15 protein-coding genes are annotated in these 15,529 nt (G+C 58.8%); 12 read left to right on the top strand and 3 right to left on the bottom strand.

Features of this window, described 5'->3' with window-relative positions:
* Positions 1–5: 5 nt before the first annotated feature.
* From LVY71_RS17980 to LVY71_RS17945, 8 genes are read left to right on the top strand one after another with little or no spacing between them, the layout of a single operon-like run.
* Positions 6–3,752: a nitrate reductase subunit alpha gene (locus LVY71_RS17980; RefSeq protein WP_235101211.1), complete on the top strand. Its 3,747-nt coding sequence runs from the start codon at positions 6–8 to the stop codon at positions 3,750–3,752.
* Positions 3,749–5,269, top strand: a complete 1,521-nt coding sequence (gene narH / locus LVY71_RS17975) for a nitrate reductase subunit beta (protein ID WP_235101210.1) — start codon at positions 3,749–3,751, stop codon at positions 5,267–5,269. The genes LVY71_RS17980 and narH overlap by 4 nt, the downstream gene beginning before the upstream one ends.
* Positions 5,269–5,976 carry a nitrate reductase molybdenum cofactor assembly chaperone gene (narJ, locus tag LVY71_RS17970; RefSeq protein WP_235101209.1) on the top strand — a complete coding sequence of 236 codons (708 nt, stop codon included), beginning with the start codon at positions 5,269–5,271 and terminating at the stop codon, positions 5,974–5,976. The genes narH and narJ overlap by 1 nt, the downstream gene beginning before the upstream one ends.
* 11 nt (positions 5,977–5,987) lie before the next feature.
* Positions 5,988–6,713 carry a respiratory nitrate reductase subunit gamma gene (narI, locus tag LVY71_RS17965; protein ID WP_235101208.1) on the top strand — a complete coding sequence of 242 codons (726 nt, stop codon included), beginning with the start codon at positions 5,988–5,990 and terminating at the stop codon, positions 6,711–6,713.
* A 4-nt stretch (positions 6,714–6,717) separates the two neighbouring features.
* A complete protein-coding gene (locus LVY71_RS17960; protein ID WP_235101207.1) occupies positions 6,718–7,542 on the top strand; it encodes a peptidylprolyl isomerase in 825 nt (274 codons plus the stop codon).
* Positions 7,543–7,555: 13 nt separating this feature from the next.
* Positions 7,556–7,912 (top strand): hypothetical protein, encoded by a 357-nt coding sequence (locus tag LVY71_RS17955; RefSeq protein ID WP_235101206.1) that lies wholly within the window; start codon positions 7,556–7,558, stop codon positions 7,910–7,912.
* Positions 7,909–8,481: a molybdopterin adenylyltransferase gene (gene mog / locus LVY71_RS17950; protein WP_235101205.1), complete on the top strand. Its 573-nt coding sequence runs from the start codon at positions 7,909–7,911 to the stop codon at positions 8,479–8,481. The genes LVY71_RS17955 and mog overlap by 4 nt, the downstream gene beginning before the upstream one ends.
* Positions 8,450–9,001: a DUF2478 domain-containing protein gene (locus LVY71_RS17945; protein WP_235101204.1), complete on the top strand. Its 552-nt coding sequence runs from the start codon at positions 8,450–8,452 to the stop codon at positions 8,999–9,001. Before mog ends, LVY71_RS17945 begins: the two co-directional genes overlap by 32 nt.
* Positions 9,002–9,058: 57 nt before the next feature.
* Here the strand turns inward: LVY71_RS17945 and LVY71_RS17940 are convergent, their stop codons facing one another.
* Entirely contained in the window at positions 9,059–9,481 is a 423-nt protein-coding gene (locus LVY71_RS17940; protein WP_235101203.1) for a DUF6455 family protein, read from the bottom strand.
* Positions 9,482–9,706: 225 nt separating this feature from the next.
* Here LVY71_RS17940 and LVY71_RS17935 point away from each other — a divergent pair, with 225 nt between their 5' ends.
* From LVY71_RS17935 to LVY71_RS17920, 4 genes are all read left to right on the top strand, one after another.
* Positions 9,707–10,429, top strand: coding sequence for a Crp/Fnr family transcriptional regulator (locus LVY71_RS17935; protein WP_349629901.1), 723 nt, complete (start codon positions 9,707–9,709; stop codon positions 10,427–10,429).
* A 359-nt stretch (positions 10,430–10,788) separates the two neighbouring features.
* A complete protein-coding gene (locus tag LVY71_RS17930) occupies positions 10,789–11,217 on the top strand; it encodes an Rrf2 family transcriptional regulator (protein WP_235101201.1) in 429 nt (142 codons plus the stop codon).
* 141 nt (positions 11,218–11,358) lie between these two features.
* The gene (locus tag LVY71_RS17925; protein WP_235101200.1) at positions 11,359–11,604 is read left to right on the top strand and encodes a DUF2249 domain-containing protein; all 246 of its coding nucleotides are present in this window, start codon (positions 11,359–11,361) and stop codon (positions 11,602–11,604) included.
* An 84-nt stretch (positions 11,605–11,688) separates the two neighbouring features.
* A complete protein-coding gene (locus LVY71_RS17920) occupies positions 11,689–12,879 on the top strand; it encodes an NnrS family protein (protein ID WP_235101199.1) in 1,191 nt (396 codons plus the stop codon).
* A gap of 52 nt (positions 12,880–12,931) precedes the next feature.
* Here the strand turns inward: LVY71_RS17920 and LVY71_RS17915 are convergent, their stop codons facing one another.
* Both LVY71_RS17915 and LVY71_RS17910 read right to left on the bottom strand, forming a co-directional pair.
* Positions 12,932–14,125: an acetate/propionate family kinase gene (locus LVY71_RS17915; RefSeq protein ID WP_235101198.1), complete on the bottom strand. Its 1,194-nt coding sequence runs from the start codon at positions 14,123–14,125 to the stop codon at positions 12,932–12,934.
* A complete protein-coding gene (locus LVY71_RS17910; protein WP_235101197.1) occupies positions 14,122–15,525 on the bottom strand; it encodes a bifunctional enoyl-CoA hydratase/phosphate acetyltransferase in 1,404 nt (467 codons plus the stop codon). The genes LVY71_RS17915 and LVY71_RS17910 overlap by 4 nt, the downstream gene beginning before the upstream one ends.
* Positions 15,526–15,529: the final 4 nt, after the last annotated feature.

Raw genomic sequence — 15,529 nt, 5'->3', positions numbered from 1 at the left:
AAACGATGAGCCATTTTCTTGACCGGCTTACGTTCTTTACACGCGCAAAAGCCGAGTTCGCTGACGGCCACGGCATCACGACGACTGAAGACAGATCGTGGGAAGACGGTTACCGGAAGCGTTGGCAACACGACAAGATCGTTCGCTCCACCCACGGGGTCAACTGCACCGGCTCCTGTTCATGGAAGGTCTACGTCAAGGGCGGTATTGTCACTTGGGAAACCCAGCAGACCGACTATCCGCGGACGCGGCCAGATCTACCGAACCACGAGCCACGCGGATGCGCACGTGGCGCCAGCTACAGCTGGTATCTCTATTCTGGAAACCGCGTGAAGTATCCGCTGGTGCGGTCCCGCCTGCTGAAATTGTGGCGCGACGCGCGGGTGATGATGACGCCGGTCGCGGCGTGGAAATCGATTGTTGAAAATCCAAACAAGCGCGCGTCCTACACCAAGAAGCGTGGTCTCGGCGGTTTCGTGCGCGCAAGCTGGGACGAGGTGAACGAGATCGTCGCCGCGGCGAATGCCTATACCGTGAAGAGTTACGGGCCGGATCGCATTTTCGGTTTCTCGCCGATTCCGGCGATGTCGATGGTAAGCTATGCCGCCGGTGCGCGCTATCTCTCGCTGCTCGGTGGCGTGTGCATGTCGTTCTACGACTGGTATTGTGACCTGCCGCCTGCTTCGCCGCAGACCTGGGGTGAGCAGACCGACGTGCCGGAAAGCGCCGACTGGTACAATTCGGGCTTTCTCATTCTGTGGGGCTCCAACGTTCCGCAGACGCGTACACCGGATGCTCATTTCTATACCGAGGTTCGCTATAAAGGCGCCAAGAGCGTTGTGATCTGTCCGGATTATTCCGAAGCGTCGAAATTCGCCGATCTTTGGGTTTCACCGAAGCAGGGCACCGACGCTGCCCTCGCCATGGCAATGGGTCACGTCATCCTGCGCGAATTCCACATCGACCGGCAGGCGAAGTACTTCAACGATTACGCGCGAAAGTACACCGACATGCCGATGCTGGTGCGTCTGGTGAAGCAGGGTGAATACTACGTGCCGGAGCGCTTCGTCCGTGCATCTGACTTCGACAAGAAACTGGGTGAGAGCAATAACCCGGAATGGAAGACCGTCGCCTACGACGAAAATTCCGGTGAGATTGTTGCGCCGAATGGAACGATCGGATTCCGCTGGGGCGAGAAAGGCAACTGGAATCTCGAGGAGAGAACGGCTGACGGCCGAGAGACGAAACTCCGGCTGTCGCTGATGGACATTCAGGACGACGTTGCTTCAGTCGGCTTTCCGTATTTCGGTAACCGCGAGCACGATCACTTCCTTGGTACCGATCATCCCGATGTTCTGACGCGCAACGTGCCGGTGAAGACACTTCAGCTCCCGGACGGCGAAACGGTCGTCGCATCGGTGTTCGATCTGTTCGTTGCCAACTACGGCGTCGATCGGGGCCTGGGCGGCACCCATATCGCTGCGAACTACGACGATGTGGAGCCTTACACGCCGGCCTGGGCGGAAAAGATCAGCGGCGTGCCGCGTGATCAGATCATCACGGTGGCGCGAGAGTTCGCGTTGAATGCCGAGAAGACGGGCGGTCGCTCGATGGTGATCGTCGGCGCCGGTCTGAACCACTGGTACCACATGGATATGAACTACCGCGGCATCATCAACATGCTGGTGATGTGCGGATGCGTGGGCCAATCCGGTGGTGGCTGGTCGCACTATGTTGGACAGGAAAAGCTGCGTCCGCAAAGCGGGTGGCTGCCGCTGGCCTTCGGCCTCGACTGGAGCCGTCCACCGCGCCAAATGAATTCAACTTCCGCGTTCTACGCTCACACCGATCAGTGGCGCTATGAGACACTCGACGCAAAGGAAGTTCTGTCGCCGACGGCGCCGGCAGGTCCGTGGGATGGCGCATTGATCGATTATAATGTGCGCGCAGAACGCATGGGCTGGCTGCCGTCCGCACCGCAGCTTCAGGCCAATCCGATCGAGGTGTCGAAGCAGGCCGCCGCATCCGGACTGGAGGCGAAGGACTATATCGCGAAGGCGCTGAAATCAGGCGAACTGAAACTTGCCTGCGAGGATCCGGACAATCCGAAGAACTGGCCGCGCAACATGTTTGTCTGGCGTTCCAATCTTCTCGGAGCATCCGGCAAGGGTCACGAATATTTCCTGAAGCACCTGCTTGGCACCAGCCACGGCGTGATGGGCAAGGATCTCGGGGAGGACGGCAAGAAAAAGCCGACCGAAGTCGTTTGGCACGAGGACGCGCCGGAAGGAAAACTCGATCTTCTGGTCACGCTCGATTTTCGCATGTCCACGACCTGCATGTACTCGGACATCGTGTTGCCGACCGCGACGTGGTATGAGAAAAACGATCTCAACACGTCTGACATGCATCCCTTCATTCATCCCCTGACGGCGGCGATCGATCCGGTGTGGGAATCGCGTAGCGACTGGGACATTTACAAGGGCATCGCCAAATCATTCTCCAAGGTTGCATCTGAGGTGCTCGGCATTGAAAAGGACATCGTCCTTACGCCGATCATGCATGACACGGCGGGAGAAATCGCACAGCCTTTCGATGTAAAGGACTGGAAGAAGGGCGAGATCGATCCGATTCCCGGCAAGACTATGCCGGCGGTAACCGTGGTCGATCGCGATTATCCCAACATCTACAAGCAGTTCACGTCGCTGGGGCCGCTGATGGGCAAGCTCGGCAACGGCGGCAAGGGCATGACCTGGAATACGGAGCATGAGGTCGATCTGCTCAAGCACCTGAATGGCATGGTGACCGAGGAAGGGCCGAGCAAGGGTCTCGCGCGGATCGATACGGACATCGATGCATGTGAAGTCCTGCTGAGCCTCGCGCCGGAAACCAACGGCGAGGTTGCGGTTAAGGCCTGGAATTCGCTCAGCGGCTTCACCGGCCGCGATCATGCCCATCTCGCGATCCCGAAGGAGGATGAAAAGATCCGCTTCCGCGATGTCGTGGCGCAGCCGCGCAAGATCATTTCGTCGCCGATATGGTCCGGACTGGAGTCGGAAAAGGTCTGCTACAATGCCTGCTACACCAATGTCCACGAATTGATCCCTTGGCGGACGCTTACGGGCCGCCAGCAGCTTTATCAGGATCATCTGTGGATGCGGGCATTCGGCGAAGGCTTCTGTGTCTATCGTCCGCCAATTGACACCAAGTCGGTCAACCCCGTGATCGACCGCAAGCCGAATGGCAACAAGACGATGGTGCTGAACTTCCTCACGCCGCACCAGAAGTGGGGCATTCATTCCACCTATACCGACAACCTGTTGATGCTCACGTTGTCGCGCGGCGGACCGATTGTCTGGATCAGCGAAACCGACGCGAAAGGCGCCGGCATCGTCGATAACGACTGGATCGAGGTCTTCAATACCAATGGTGCGCTCGTGGCGCGCGCGGTGGTCTCCCAGCGCGTCAAGCAGGGCATGTGCATGATGTACCATGCCCAGGAGAAGATCGTGAACGTGCCGGGCTCAGAGCAGACTGGCCAGCGCGGCGGCATCCACAACTCCGTGACCCGTGTCGTGCTCAAGCCGACACACATGATCGGCGGATACGCCCAGCAATCCTACGGCTTCAACTACTACGGCACGGTGGGCTCGAACCGCGACGAATTTGTCGTCGTTCGCAAGATGGCAAAGATCGACTGGCTCGACACGCCGCTCGCCGCAACCACACCCGGCCTGGAGGCTGCAGAATGAAAATCCGTGCCCAAATCGCAATGGTGCTGAATCTCGACAAGTGCATCGGGTGTCACACCTGCAGCGTAACCTGCAAGAACGTCTGGACCAGCCGCGAAGGTATGGAATACGCATGGTTCAACAACGTCGAAACCAAACCCGGCATCGGCTATCCCAAGGATTGGGAAAATCAGGCGCGCTGGAAAGGCGGCTGGACGCGCAAGCGCAACGGCTCGATTGCGCCAAAAATCGGCGGCAAGTGGCGCGTTCTGGCGAATATCTTCGCCAACCCGGATCTGCCGCAGATCGATGACTACTACGAGCCATTTACCTTCGATTACGAGCATTTGCAGAAGGCTCCCGAGATGGCGGCGATGCCGACCGCTCGTCCACGCTCGCTCATTTCCGGCGAACGCATGGAGAAGATCGAATGGGGTCCGAACTGGGAGGAAATCCTGGGGGGCGAGTTTGCGAAGCGGTCGCAGGACTACAATTTCGAGGGCGTGCAGAAGGAAATCTACGGCCAGTTCGAAAACACGTTCATGATGTACCTGCCGCGGCTGTGCGAGCACTGCCTGAATCCGGCCTGCGTTGCTGCGTGTCCCTCGGGTGCGATCTACAAGCGCGAAGAGGATGGCATCGTCCTGATTGACCAGGACAAGTGCCGCGGCTGGCGCATGTGCGTGTCGGGATGTCCGTACAAGAAGATCTATTATAACTGGTCTTCCGGAAAGTCGGAGAAGTGCATCTTCTGCTATCCGCGGATCGAGGCCGGCCAGCCGACAGTATGTTCGGAAACTTGCGTCGGCCGTATCCGTTATCTCGGCGTGGTGCTCTACGACGCCGATCGGATTGCCGAAGCAGCCAGCATGCCCGACGAGCGCGACCTATATCAGGCGCAGCTCGACGTCTTCCTGAATCCCAACGATCCGGCGGTGATTGCCGAGGCGGAACGGCAGGGCATTCCCCACGCATGGCTGGAAGCCGCCAAGATATCGCCGATCTGGAAAATGGCGATGGAATGGAAGGTGGCGTTCCCGCTGCATCCTGAATACCGCACATTGCCGATGGTGTGGTACGTGCCGCCGCTGTCGCCCATCACCTCCGCGGCGTCCGCCGGCAAGATCGGCTCTGACGGGGAAATGCCCGACGTCAAGTCTCTGCGTATTCCAATGAAGTATCTCGCGAACCTGCTCACCGCAGGGGACGAGAAGCCGGTGACGCTGGCGCTGGAGCGCATGCTTGCCATGCGTGCCTTCATGCGCGCCAAGACCATCGACGGAGTCGTCGACGAAGCGATCGCGCGGAGGGTTGGACTGAAAGCCGAACAGATCGACGAGATGTACAAGATCATGGCGATCGCAAATTACGAAGACCGGTTTGTCATTCCGACTGCCCATCGCGAAGTCGGTGCCGACGCCTACGACATGCGGGGCTCCTGCGGCTTCACGTTCGGCAACGGATGCTCGGGTGGCGAAACCGAAGTCAATCTGTTCGGTTCGCCGCGCAAGGACAAAACGCCGATGGAGATCATGTGATGAAGACGTTCAAAATCCTTTCGGCGCTTCTCACCTATCCCTCCCGGGATCTGATTATGGCGGCTCCGGAATTCAGAGTCGTGCTGGATTCGGAGAACCTCGTGCCAGCCGCCCAGCGGCGCGCGCTTGATATCCTGATCGAGCAAATCGCGACCGGGGAGCTTTACGATCTTCAGGAGGACTACGGCCTGCTGTTCGACCGCAGCCGTACGCTTGCCCTGCATCTGTTCGAACACGTTCACGGTGAAAGTCGCGACCGGGGCCAGGCCATGGTCGATCTGAAGAAGCTCTATGAGGATGCAGGCTTTTCCATCGCAGCCAACGAACTGCCGGACTTTGTCCCGTTGTTTCTCGAATTCCTGTCGACACAGCCAGTGGCAGCGGCGCGTGATCTGCTCGCTCAGCCGGCACATATTCTGGCCGCAATGGCCGAGCGGCTCGGCCGGCGCAAGTCCAGCTACAGGGCCATCTTCGACACGCTTGTGGCAATCGTTGCTGAAGCGCCGCAACGAGCGATTGTCGATGAGCTCCTGAAAGGTCCCGATCCGGACCCAATGGACTTCGCTGCGCTCGATGCCGCGTGGGAAGAAGAGGAGGTCAGGTTCGGCCCGGGCACGCAAGGTCAAAGTGCGTGCGGGCATGAAAGCCTCGCCGCCCGCCTTCGCCATGCCACGCGCGCGGTCAAACCCGCGCCGTCAGCCCTCTAAGGGAGGCAATAATGATGCAGACGCTCAACTCTATCGTTTTCGGCTGGTATCCCTACCTTTGCGTCACGGTATTTCTGCTCGGGAGTCTCTTTCGGTTCGACCGCGAGCAGTATACGTGGCGCACCGGATCGAGCCAGTTGCTGCGACGTCGCCAGTTGATGTGGGGTTCGAACCTCTTTCACGTCGGCATCCTGGTGATCTTCGGCGGTCATTTCGTCGGCCTGCTGACGCCGATCTGGGTGTTCGACATCATGGGCATCTCCCACGGCTTCAAGCAGGTGCTGGCGATGGTCGCTGGCGGCGTGGCCGGCCTGATGTGCCTCGTTGGCATTGCTCTCCTGACCCATCGCCGATTGTTCGATCCGCGCATTCGCGCCAACTCTTCGTTCGGCGATACCGCGATTCTGCTGATCCTGTTTGCGCAGTTGCTGCTCGGTCTCGCGACCATTCCGCTGTCAGCTGGCCATCTTGATGGTCATGAGATGGTGAAGTTCATGAACTGGGCGCAGGCCATCGTCACGCTGCAGCCGGATGCCGCCCACTATGTTCTCGACGTGCATCCGATCTTCAAGGCCCATCTGACCTTGGGTATGACGATCTTTCTCCTCTTTCCTTTTACGCGGCTCGTCCACGTCTGGAGCGCTCCGGTCTGGTATCTCGGCCGCCGCGGCTATCAGGTTGTGCGCAGCCGTAACGGAGGCCGGGTTGCCCCGCCACCGGTCCAACCCGCGGAGTAAATCCATGGATTGTTCAGTTTCGAATGTCTTGCCGAAGCCGAAGACGATCAGTGTCAACGGGGTGGTGATCCCTCGCGAGGCAATCGCGAGGGAAGTGCAGAACCATCCTGCGGAAAAGCCAATTCTGGCGTGGCAGGCGGCGGCTCGCGCGTTGGTTGTGCGTGAATTGCTGCTCCAGGAAACCGCGCGCCTCGGCATCGAGGCGGTGCCGCTCAGCGATCCCGATGGCCGCACCGAGACCGCGGACGAGGCAGCGATGCGCACGCTGGTCGAGCGTGAAGTCGTCACACCCGAACCGGACGAAGCAGCTTGCCGGCGGTTTTACGAACAGAACCGCCAGCGGTTTCGTTCTGGAGATCTCTATGAGGCAGCTCACATTCTTATCGCCGCCCCGGGGGGCGACATGGCTGCGCGTGCCGAGGCGCGGGCGACTGCCGATACGATCCTTGCGGCCGTGAAATCGGACCGTGCCGCTTTTGCAGATCTTGCCACCAATCACTCTGCCTGCACGACATCGGCGTTGGAGGGCGGGTATCTCGGCCAGATCACCCACGGACAAACCGTTCCGGAATTCGAGACGGCGCTGGAGCGAATGCAGCCAGGGGATATTGCCGTCGTCGAAACCCGATACGGTTTCCACGTTGTGCGTCTGGATCGTCGTGCGGAAGGGCAGATGTTGCCTTTCGAGATCGCACGGGAGCGGATCGCCGACTATCTGGCATCCAGTGTCGAACACCGGGCGCTGGCGCAATACATCTCGATCCTTGCGGGCCGGGCCGAGATCACCGGCGTTTCGCTTACCGCCGCCGATACGCCGCTGGTCCAATAGAGAGGAACGCCTCATGCAGCTCGGTGAAATCATTCGCGGCTTTAACGATGAAGCCTATGCTGCCGAAGCGCTGGTTGCCTGTGGCGATATTGTCTTGCTGGCGCGTGTCGATGCCATGACGATCCGGTTCGGGGAGAGCGTCGGCGAATATGCCTCCGGGGCTGTACGGCGTTTTGCCAATCTTGCGGGCAGCGAAGACTGGCTTGGCCTGATGAATATGCTCGAGCGCGCAACAGACCCGGGCGCTGGTTGCCTGACCTACATGGTCGGATGGTCGCTGAAGCAGGACGAAGCCCCGCCAGCGGCTCACGCCGATACCGGCCATTCGCACGCGGGATGCACGTGCGGAGGAAGCGGAGGCTGTTCATGAGTCTCGGATTCGACAAATCAGAAAATGTCGTTGGATCAAAAACGCTCGCGCGGATCGGTATCCTTGTCGTTTCAGATCGTGCGAGCCGGGGCGTGTACGAGGACAAGAGCGGAAAGGCGGTCAGCGACTTTCTGGAGAGGGTCATTCGCTCGAACTGGATCGTCATTTTCAAGATCATTCCGGATGGCGCGGAAAGCGTGGCCAATGCATTGATCGAATTGTCAGATCGCGAGGGTTGCGATCTCGTCCTGACAACGGGCGGAACCGGCCCGGCTCCACGCGACCTCACCCCGGAGGGGACGCGTATGGTCATTGGCCGCGAACTGGCGGGCTTCGGTGAATTGATGCGGCGGGTGAGTCTGGACCATGTCCCAACGGCAATTTTGTCGCGTCAGACCGCCGGTACGCGCAATCGCTCTTTGATAGTCAATCTGCCCGGCCGGCCTACGGCAATCGATGTTTGTCTGAACGCCATCTTTCCGGCGATCCCGTACTGTCTCGAACTGATCGGGGCACGTCCAATCGAGGTTAATTCCGATGTTTGCATTGCATTCCGCCCCGGCGCCTGATTCCGCGCGGCAGCTTGAATCAAGCCTTGCCGCGATTGTCTATGCGGACGAGGAATATCCGGACGAGATATTCAAATGGATTGTCAAGGAATGCCGTTCCCGCCGGCTGGTGCTTTCGGGAGTTCTGCAGCATCCGGCATGCGAAGGGGCTGACAAACGATGCGATGTGCTGCTCGAGGATCTCGCGAGCGGTCACCGCACCCTGCTTTTTGAAGATCGTGGCGCGGGCGCAAGGGGGTGTCGTCTCGACGTAGCGGCGCTGGTCGACGCTTCAATGAAAGTCGAAAGCAGCCTCGACAGAGATCCTGCGCTTCTTGTGCTGAACAAATTCGGCAAGGTGGAGGCCGACGGCGGTGGGATGTGCGGTCTAATGGCGAAGGCGCTTGAGCGCGGTATTCCCGCCATTATTGGAGTGCCGTCGCGTAACCTGAACGCCTGGAGAGAGTTTGCCGGCGAATTCTCAACCGAACTGGCGGATAATGCCGACCAAGTTGGTAAGTGGCTTGCGAAATTCCGGTAGCCGCCATGTGCTTGTGAACCGATAACTGCATTCTCCGGAGACGAATGTGTGTCCCTGTCACTCGCGACGGCCAACCCTCTCAGCCATAATCTGGTGATTGCGTTTAAGGACTTCCTGCCGGAGATCGTCGAACGTTTGGGCATTCGGGCAATAGGCATGGTAGCGCGTACGAGCCGACCCTGCGTCGAGTTCTCGCCGGCAACGCTTTATTGCCGCGCATTCGGAACAGGCGATGCTGATGTCGCGCGCAAGACCGGGGTTGCTCGATCCGACGGACTTCATATCCAGTCCAAGCAAGGACGTCAGGTAATGCAACTCATTTTCGGTGCGGTTGCCGCGGGCAATCAGGCGGATCACGTTGCTTTCGGGCAGCGCAAGATCGCGAGCCAGTGCTCCTCGCTGATGCTTTTCGAGGGATCTGACGTGATGGATTGCCGCCCAACGGGAGCGCCATGTCTTCAGGATGTCTGGAAAGCCCATAGTCCGACCTCCGACCCTTATTCTAACCTTTCAAAAGTATGCCGGACGGAGAGTTCTGCGGCATTGCTCTAGCGCAAATGACAGGGCTTCCTGAACATTGATTTGCATCAATGGAATGCCGGTAAATCGCATAAATATAAGCGTTTCGTGGACATAACTACCTGGAGGCCGCAAGCGGATTGCGTGAATCAAATGCAGGTCAAACACCCATCCTGGAAGAGCCTGATGCCACAGTTGGTCCTCCCGCGATTGTCCGGCGACTGTCCCCGTCGGTGCCTCAACTGCCGGGCTCGTGCGCTCAGTCTGTGCGCGGTGCTTGATTCGGCCGAACTACATGATCTGGAAAAGCTCGGGCAGGAAACCTGCTTTGCATCGAGGGAGGCCTTGTTCTCGGAAGATGAGAGTGCGAGCAGGGTCTATAGCCTCACGCAGGGCGTCGCGCGGTTATACAAACTGTTGCCCGATGGACGCCGCCATATTATCGGGTTTGCGTTACCGGGAGACTTTCTCGGAACGACACTCTCCGACCGCTACAGCTTCTCCGCCGATGCAATAACGCCGATTGTAGCCTGCCGGTTTTCCAGGGAGGGGTTCGCGCGATTTGTTGAATCCAAACCGAACATGTTGCGCCGAATGAATGAGTTCGAGGTGCGGGAACTTCACATGGCCCGGAATCAGATGCTTTTGCTCGGCAGCCGTTCGGCGGAGCAGAAAGTTGCGCAGTTTCTGATCGGCTGGCGAGACCGGCTCGCGCGACTTGGCGAAGTGCCGAAGACTTTGCCATTGCCGATGAAGCGCCGGGATATCGCAGATTTTCTTGGCCTGACAATCGAGACCGTCAGCCGGACATTCACCCGGCTCGAGCGCGAGAAAGTGATCGTCAACGTTCCGAAGGGAATTCGCTTATTGAATCTGGCCCGCGCGGAAGCGTTGGCTTGGATGGGATGATTGTGGCCGGCGCGTCGGAATGAAAGAAGGATTGATTCTTCTCAAGGACGGTGCATCCCGATTCGATATAATTTTAACAATGGAGAGGAGATTATTCGATGTCCATTGATGCCGAACTTCTGTCAATTGGTATGCTTGCGGTATTCTTTACTCTTGTTAGCGCCTTTATGTGGGGCAGTTTGCAGCATCGGCCTGCACAAAAGACCGACACGCGAAAGCCCAGACGGCGCAGTTTCTGATCCCGCATCAAGGGCCTTTGCCTAACAGGCAATCTGATCTTGCAAAGATACCTCTATCGTGCATCTTTAAGGTGAGAGATTCTTGGGCCGCCTTTTGGCCCATAACGCTCGGACCCTGCGATGCGTTTGACACATTTTTCCGACTATGCGCTTCGTGTACTGATGTACGCGGCTGCACGCGGCGACAACCTGATCACCATCGAAGAAACGGCCGAACTGTACGGAATCTCGCGCGCGCATCTGATGAAGGTCGTAAACCAGCTCACCCGGGCCGGTTATCTGAAAGCGATTCGCGGGCGATCGGGTGGTCTGGCGCTGGCCAAGCGTCCGAACGCGATCAGGCTTGGTGATGTCATTCGTGCGACCGAACCGGACTTTGCTCTGGTTGAATGTTTCACCGCCGATAACAATTGCCTGATCACGCAGCGCTGTCGGCTGCGTGGCGCGCTCAATAAAGCGCTGACCGCATTTATCCAAACGCTGGATGGCTACACACTGGCCGATCTGATCCTTAGTCCTAAGGATTTTGGGATCAAACCTGCAGCCTGAACGCTGTTCGCTCGCTTTATCTCTTATTTCCAGGAGATGGTGCTTGCATAAACGGCCATCTCCTATAAGATATATATAATATATATCTTTAATCCAAGGTCGTCAATTCAGCCGACGGACTTGCCGGGAGAGGAGTGGCCGATGTCCGAAGATCTCGATGCGTCGGAGAGAGTGATCAACGTGCGGGATATTGACCCACGTCATCGTCACACCATCATCTTCCAGCTATTCGAGCAACTTGGGCCGGAGAGCAGTCTTCAACTGGTGGTGGATCATGATCCCAAGCCGCTGCGCTATCAGCTCGAAGCAAAGCATGGCGCGCATTGCCGCTGGACCTATCTTGCGCAAGGTCCCGATGTTTGGCGCGTCCGGCTTCAGCAAGCCTAGAAACTTGGCGATTTGGCGTGCACCGAATGGCACGAGCCGAGAGGTCTGATCCTGTATTGAGGAGCGGTTGACCAAGGTGATGACATGACAGCCCAACATACACCGGTGCCGCGATTGCGGCGCTATCAGGGTCCTGCCGTCTTGTCCTACGGATTCAGGCCATTCTTTCTGCTCGGCGCGGCGTACGCAGGACTTGCCATTCTGGCGTGGTTGCCGATGTTTCTCGGCGAGCTAACGTTGAGAACCGCATTCGTGCCACGCGATTGGCACGTCCATGAAATGCTGTATGGCTACTTGCCAGCCGTCATTACCGGCTTTCTGTTCACGGCGATTCCGAACTGGACCGGGCGGCTACCCATTCAGGGGGCGCCCTTGCTCGCGCTGGTCGTGGTCTGGGTGCTGGGACGTTTCGCAGTAACCTGCTCGGCACAGATCGGCTGGTTCGCGGCCATGCTGATCGATATCAGCTTTTTGACATTGATTGCGGCTGCTGCCGGCCGCGAAATTTTCGCGGGACGCAACTGGGGCAATCTCAAGGTTGTCGCGCTGATCGCGCTCCTGCTCGTCGGGAATATCGCTTTTCATCTCGAAGCTCATTTCGCAGGTGCAGCGGACTACGGCATTCGTGCAGGCATCGCCGTCGTCGTTCTGCTGATCCTGTTGATCGGCGGCCGCATCGTTCCCAGCTTCACCCGTAACTGGCTGGTTCGCGAAAACCCGGGACGCCTGCCATCTCCCTTTGCCAGATTTGACATGGCAATCGTCATCCTGAGCGCCGCGGCATTGCTGGTGTGGGTCGTCCGTCAGGATGGCCTGCTCGTCGGCATTCTGCTTACCCTGATGGCAGTTCTGCACATCATCCGCCTCGGCCGGTGGGCTGGCGATCGTACGTCCCGTGAGCGCCTCGTTCTCATCCTGCATATCGGATACGCGTTTATCCCGGCAGGCTTTTTGCTGGCCGCTGCCGCAGCCCTCGATTTTGTTCCCCCGAGCGCGGGCATCCATGCATGGATGGCGGGGGCCGCTGGTGTCATGACGCTCGCGGTGATGACCCGTGCGAGTCTTGGCCATACCGGCCAGCAACTAGTTGCCTCACCCACAACGCAGGGAATCTATGTGGCGATCGTGATCGCCGCGCTGGCCCGTATCTGCGCGGTCATCGTGCCGGCCTGGAGCGGTCCATTGCTGCATATGGCCGCCTTTGCCTGGGCCGCCGCCTTCCTCGGCTTTGCTGTTTGTTTCGGCCCCGCGCTGATGAGCGAGAAACGTCACTAGACGTTTTCAGGAAATCCTCGCCACGACGTCGCATCCGCAACTGGGCATACAGCTATATAGCTGAAGCTGCTTCATGCAGAACGGAGAAGGCTTCATCCGCGATGACTTGCTCTTCGTTCGTTTGGATCACATAGGCGGCGATCCGGCTCGACGTGGTGCTGATTGTTTCGGTATTCGCATCGTTGCAAACAGGGTCGAGTTCCAGTCCGAGCCAACTCAGCCGTTCACTGACTGCGGCGCGGATAAACGGCTGGTGCTCGCCGATGCCGGCCGTGAAGACGATAGCGTCGAGGCCGCCGAGTGTCGCTGCGATCCGGGCCATTTCGCCGGCGATGCGGAAAGTAAAGAGATCGATCGCTTCTCTCGCTTCCGGTCGGTTGCTCATCAAAAGCTCGCGGCTGTCGGCGCTGATGCCTGACACGCCGAGAAGCCCGCTTTTTTTGTAAAGAATATCTGCCACTTCGGCGATTGAACGACCCAGCGGTCCCAGCAGATGCAGAATTACGCCTGGATCGAGGACGCCGCATCGGGTAGCCATCGGAATGCCGTCAAGGGTGGAGAAGCCCATGCTGCTATCCAGGCTCACGCCTGCCTTAAGCCCGCACAGACTTGCCCCGCTGCCGAGATGGGCGACGATGACTTTTCCTCTTGCTGCTTCGGGATTGCGGCGCGTCAGTTCGCCAGCGATATACTTGTAAGACAGCCCGTGGAAGCCGTAACGCTTGATGCCGTCATCATGCAGCTTCCGCGGAATTGCGAAACGCCGTGCGCTCTCGATATTGGTGCGATGAAAAGCGGTATCGAAGGAGGCGACCTGCGCCACGTCAGGCCGTAGCTTCTGAATGGCGCGGATCAGCCGCAGACATTGAGGTTGATGCAACGGCGCGAGCGTCGTCAGCGCATCGATCGCCTTGATCGTGGACTCGTCGATGCGAACCGGGCCGGCGAATGTATCGCCGCCATGCACGACCCTATGGCCGACCGCGGTGACGCGTTGAATGTTAAAATGCTTCGCGAGCCAACCGAAAGTTTCCGACAGGATCTCGCTCAGATCTTCCGAGGCTTTGGTCCTGAGATCGACGTTGAAGATCGCGGGACCTTCCGTGACGTGAAATTGCAGCGGAGCCTTGCGGAAATCGATCATACCGCTGGCGAGCCGGTGGGTGCTGTATCGATCGATTTCGAACACGCCGATCTTGATCGACGAGGAGCCTGCGTTGAACGTAAGCAACAAGTCCGCGCTCATGACGGCAGGCTTTTCACGGGGCGGGGCGCTGCAACCAGCTTGGCCAGCGCTGCGGATGCGATCCGCGCCTTCAGGGAATCGGATCTGCTGGTTAGAACAATCGGAACGCGCGCGCCGAGCACGAGACCGGCGGCGATCGCTCCGGCGAAGTAGATCAGTTGCTTGGCCAGCATGTTTCCGGCTTCGAGATCCGGCACGAGCAGAATGTCGGCCTGGCCCGCAACCGGCGAGATAATGCCCTTGGTGCGCGCGGCATCCGGGCTGATGGCGTTGTCGAAAGCCAGAGGACCGTCGACCTTTGCTCCCGTAATCTGGCCTCGCGCCGCCATTACGGTCAAGGCTGCTGCGTCGAGTGTCGACGGCATCTTGGAGTTTACGGTCTCGACGGCGGCAAGCACCGCCACCAGCGGTTCTTCCATCCCCAGCCTGTGCAGGAGATCAATGGCGTTCTGGCAGATGTCGCGTTTGTGCTCGAGGGTCGGCCGTATATTGATCGCCGCGTCGGTCACGATGAGCGGCTTTGCATAGGCCGGGATGTCCATCGCATAGATGTGGCTCATGCGCCGCTCTGTCCGGAGACCCGAATCCGAAGCGACCACGGCCTCCAGCAGTTCGTCGGTGTGGAGGCTGCCTTTCACGAGCACGGAAACCTTGCCGGTGGCTGCAAGTTCGATGGCGCGGGCGGCTGCGGCATGGCTATGCGCGACGGATTCAATCCTGAGGCCATCGAGCGAAGCGTGCGCCGCTTCGGCGGCGGCGCGGATCTTCATTTCTGGTCCGATCAGCAATGGCTCTAGCAAGCCCTCGTCCCGGACCTCAATAGCGCCGAGAATTGCTTCAGGAGAACAGGGATGTACGATGGCGGCGCTAATCGCCGGCCGGCTTCGAGCCTCCATTACAAAGGCGTCATAACGGTCGTGCCGACGGATGGATATGTCCGGCAGCTTGGTCCGTGGCCATTCAACGGCTTTGTCCGGAGCCATCACGGTTGCGATGCCGGATAGCACCTTATCGCCTCTCTGATTGGTACAGACGGTATCGAGCAGCACGATCCGCTTGCCTGACCGTTTTTCCCGGACAGTGACTGTGGCAGTAATTGTGTCGCCGGGGGTAACTGGCTTCAGGAATTTAAGGTCCTGTCCCAGATAGACAGTGCCTGGTCCCGGTAGCTTGGTGCCTAGTACCGCGGAGACGAGCGCGCCCGTCCACATGCCATGCGCAACAATGTGACCGAACATGTCGGCGGAGGCATAGTTTACGTCGAGATGTGCGGGGTTCTCATCGCCCGAAACAGCAGCGAACAAGGCAATATCGTCGCGTCCGACAACATGGACCAGCGAGGCTTCGTCTCCGACCTGAATCTCATCGAAGGTTCTGTTCTTGAGCCTCGCCACGTCCATCGTA

It is taken from the genome of Bradyrhizobium sp. G127, from assembly GCF_021502575.1.
In the GTDB taxonomy this organism is placed as follows: domain Bacteria; phylum Pseudomonadota; class Alphaproteobacteria; order Rhizobiales; family Xanthobacteraceae; genus Afipia.
This window is presented reverse-complemented; position numbering and strand designations above follow the sequence as displayed.

What these genes read in the sequence shown, in the direction of transcription:
- LVY71_RS17980 (WP_235101211.1), top strand. Translation starts at nt 6, where the DNA reads ATGAGCCATTTTCTTGACCGGCTTACGTTCTTTACACGCGCAAAAGCC.
- narH (WP_235101210.1), top strand. Translation starts at nt 3,749, where the DNA reads ATGAAAATCCGTGCCCAAATCGCAATGGTGCTGAATCTCGACAAGTGC.
- narJ (WP_235101209.1), top strand. Translation starts at nt 5,269, where the DNA reads ATGAAGACGTTCAAAATCCTTTCGGCGCTTCTCACCTATCCCTCCCGG.
- narI (WP_235101208.1), top strand. Translation starts at nt 5,988, where the DNA reads ATGATGCAGACGCTCAACTCTATCGTTTTCGGCTGGTATCCCTACCTT.
- LVY71_RS17960 (WP_235101207.1), top strand. Translation starts at nt 6,718, where the DNA reads ATGGATTGTTCAGTTTCGAATGTCTTGCCGAAGCCGAAGACGATCAGT.
- LVY71_RS17955 (WP_235101206.1), top strand. Translation starts at nt 7,556, where the DNA reads ATGCAGCTCGGTGAAATCATTCGCGGCTTTAACGATGAAGCCTATGCT.
- mog (WP_235101205.1), top strand. Translation starts at nt 7,909, where the DNA reads ATGAGTCTCGGATTCGACAAATCAGAAAATGTCGTTGGATCAAAAACG.
- LVY71_RS17945 (WP_235101204.1), top strand. Translation starts at nt 8,450, where the DNA reads ATGTTTGCATTGCATTCCGCCCCGGCGCCTGATTCCGCGCGGCAGCTT.
- LVY71_RS17940 (WP_235101203.1), bottom strand. Translation starts at nt 9,481, where the DNA reads ATGGGCTTTCCAGACATCCTGAAGACATGGCGCTCCCGTTGGGCGGCA.
- LVY71_RS17935 (WP_349629901.1), top strand. Translation starts at nt 9,707, where the DNA reads ATGCCACAGTTGGTCCTCCCGCGATTGTCCGGCGACTGTCCCCGTCGG.
- LVY71_RS17930 (WP_235101201.1), top strand. Translation starts at nt 10,789, where the DNA reads ATGCGTTTGACACATTTTTCCGACTATGCGCTTCGTGTACTGATGTAC.
- LVY71_RS17925 (WP_235101200.1), top strand. Translation starts at nt 11,359, where the DNA reads ATGTCCGAAGATCTCGATGCGTCGGAGAGAGTGATCAACGTGCGGGAT.
- LVY71_RS17920 (WP_235101199.1), top strand. Translation starts at nt 11,689, where the DNA reads ATGACAGCCCAACATACACCGGTGCCGCGATTGCGGCGCTATCAGGGT.
- LVY71_RS17915 (WP_235101198.1), bottom strand. Translation starts at nt 14,125, where the DNA reads ATGAGCGCGGACTTGTTGCTTACGTTCAACGCAGGCTCCTCGTCGATC.
- LVY71_RS17910 (WP_235101197.1), bottom strand. Translation starts at nt 15,525, where the DNA reads ATGGACGTGGCGAGGCTCAAGAACAGAACCTTCGATGAGATTCAGGTC.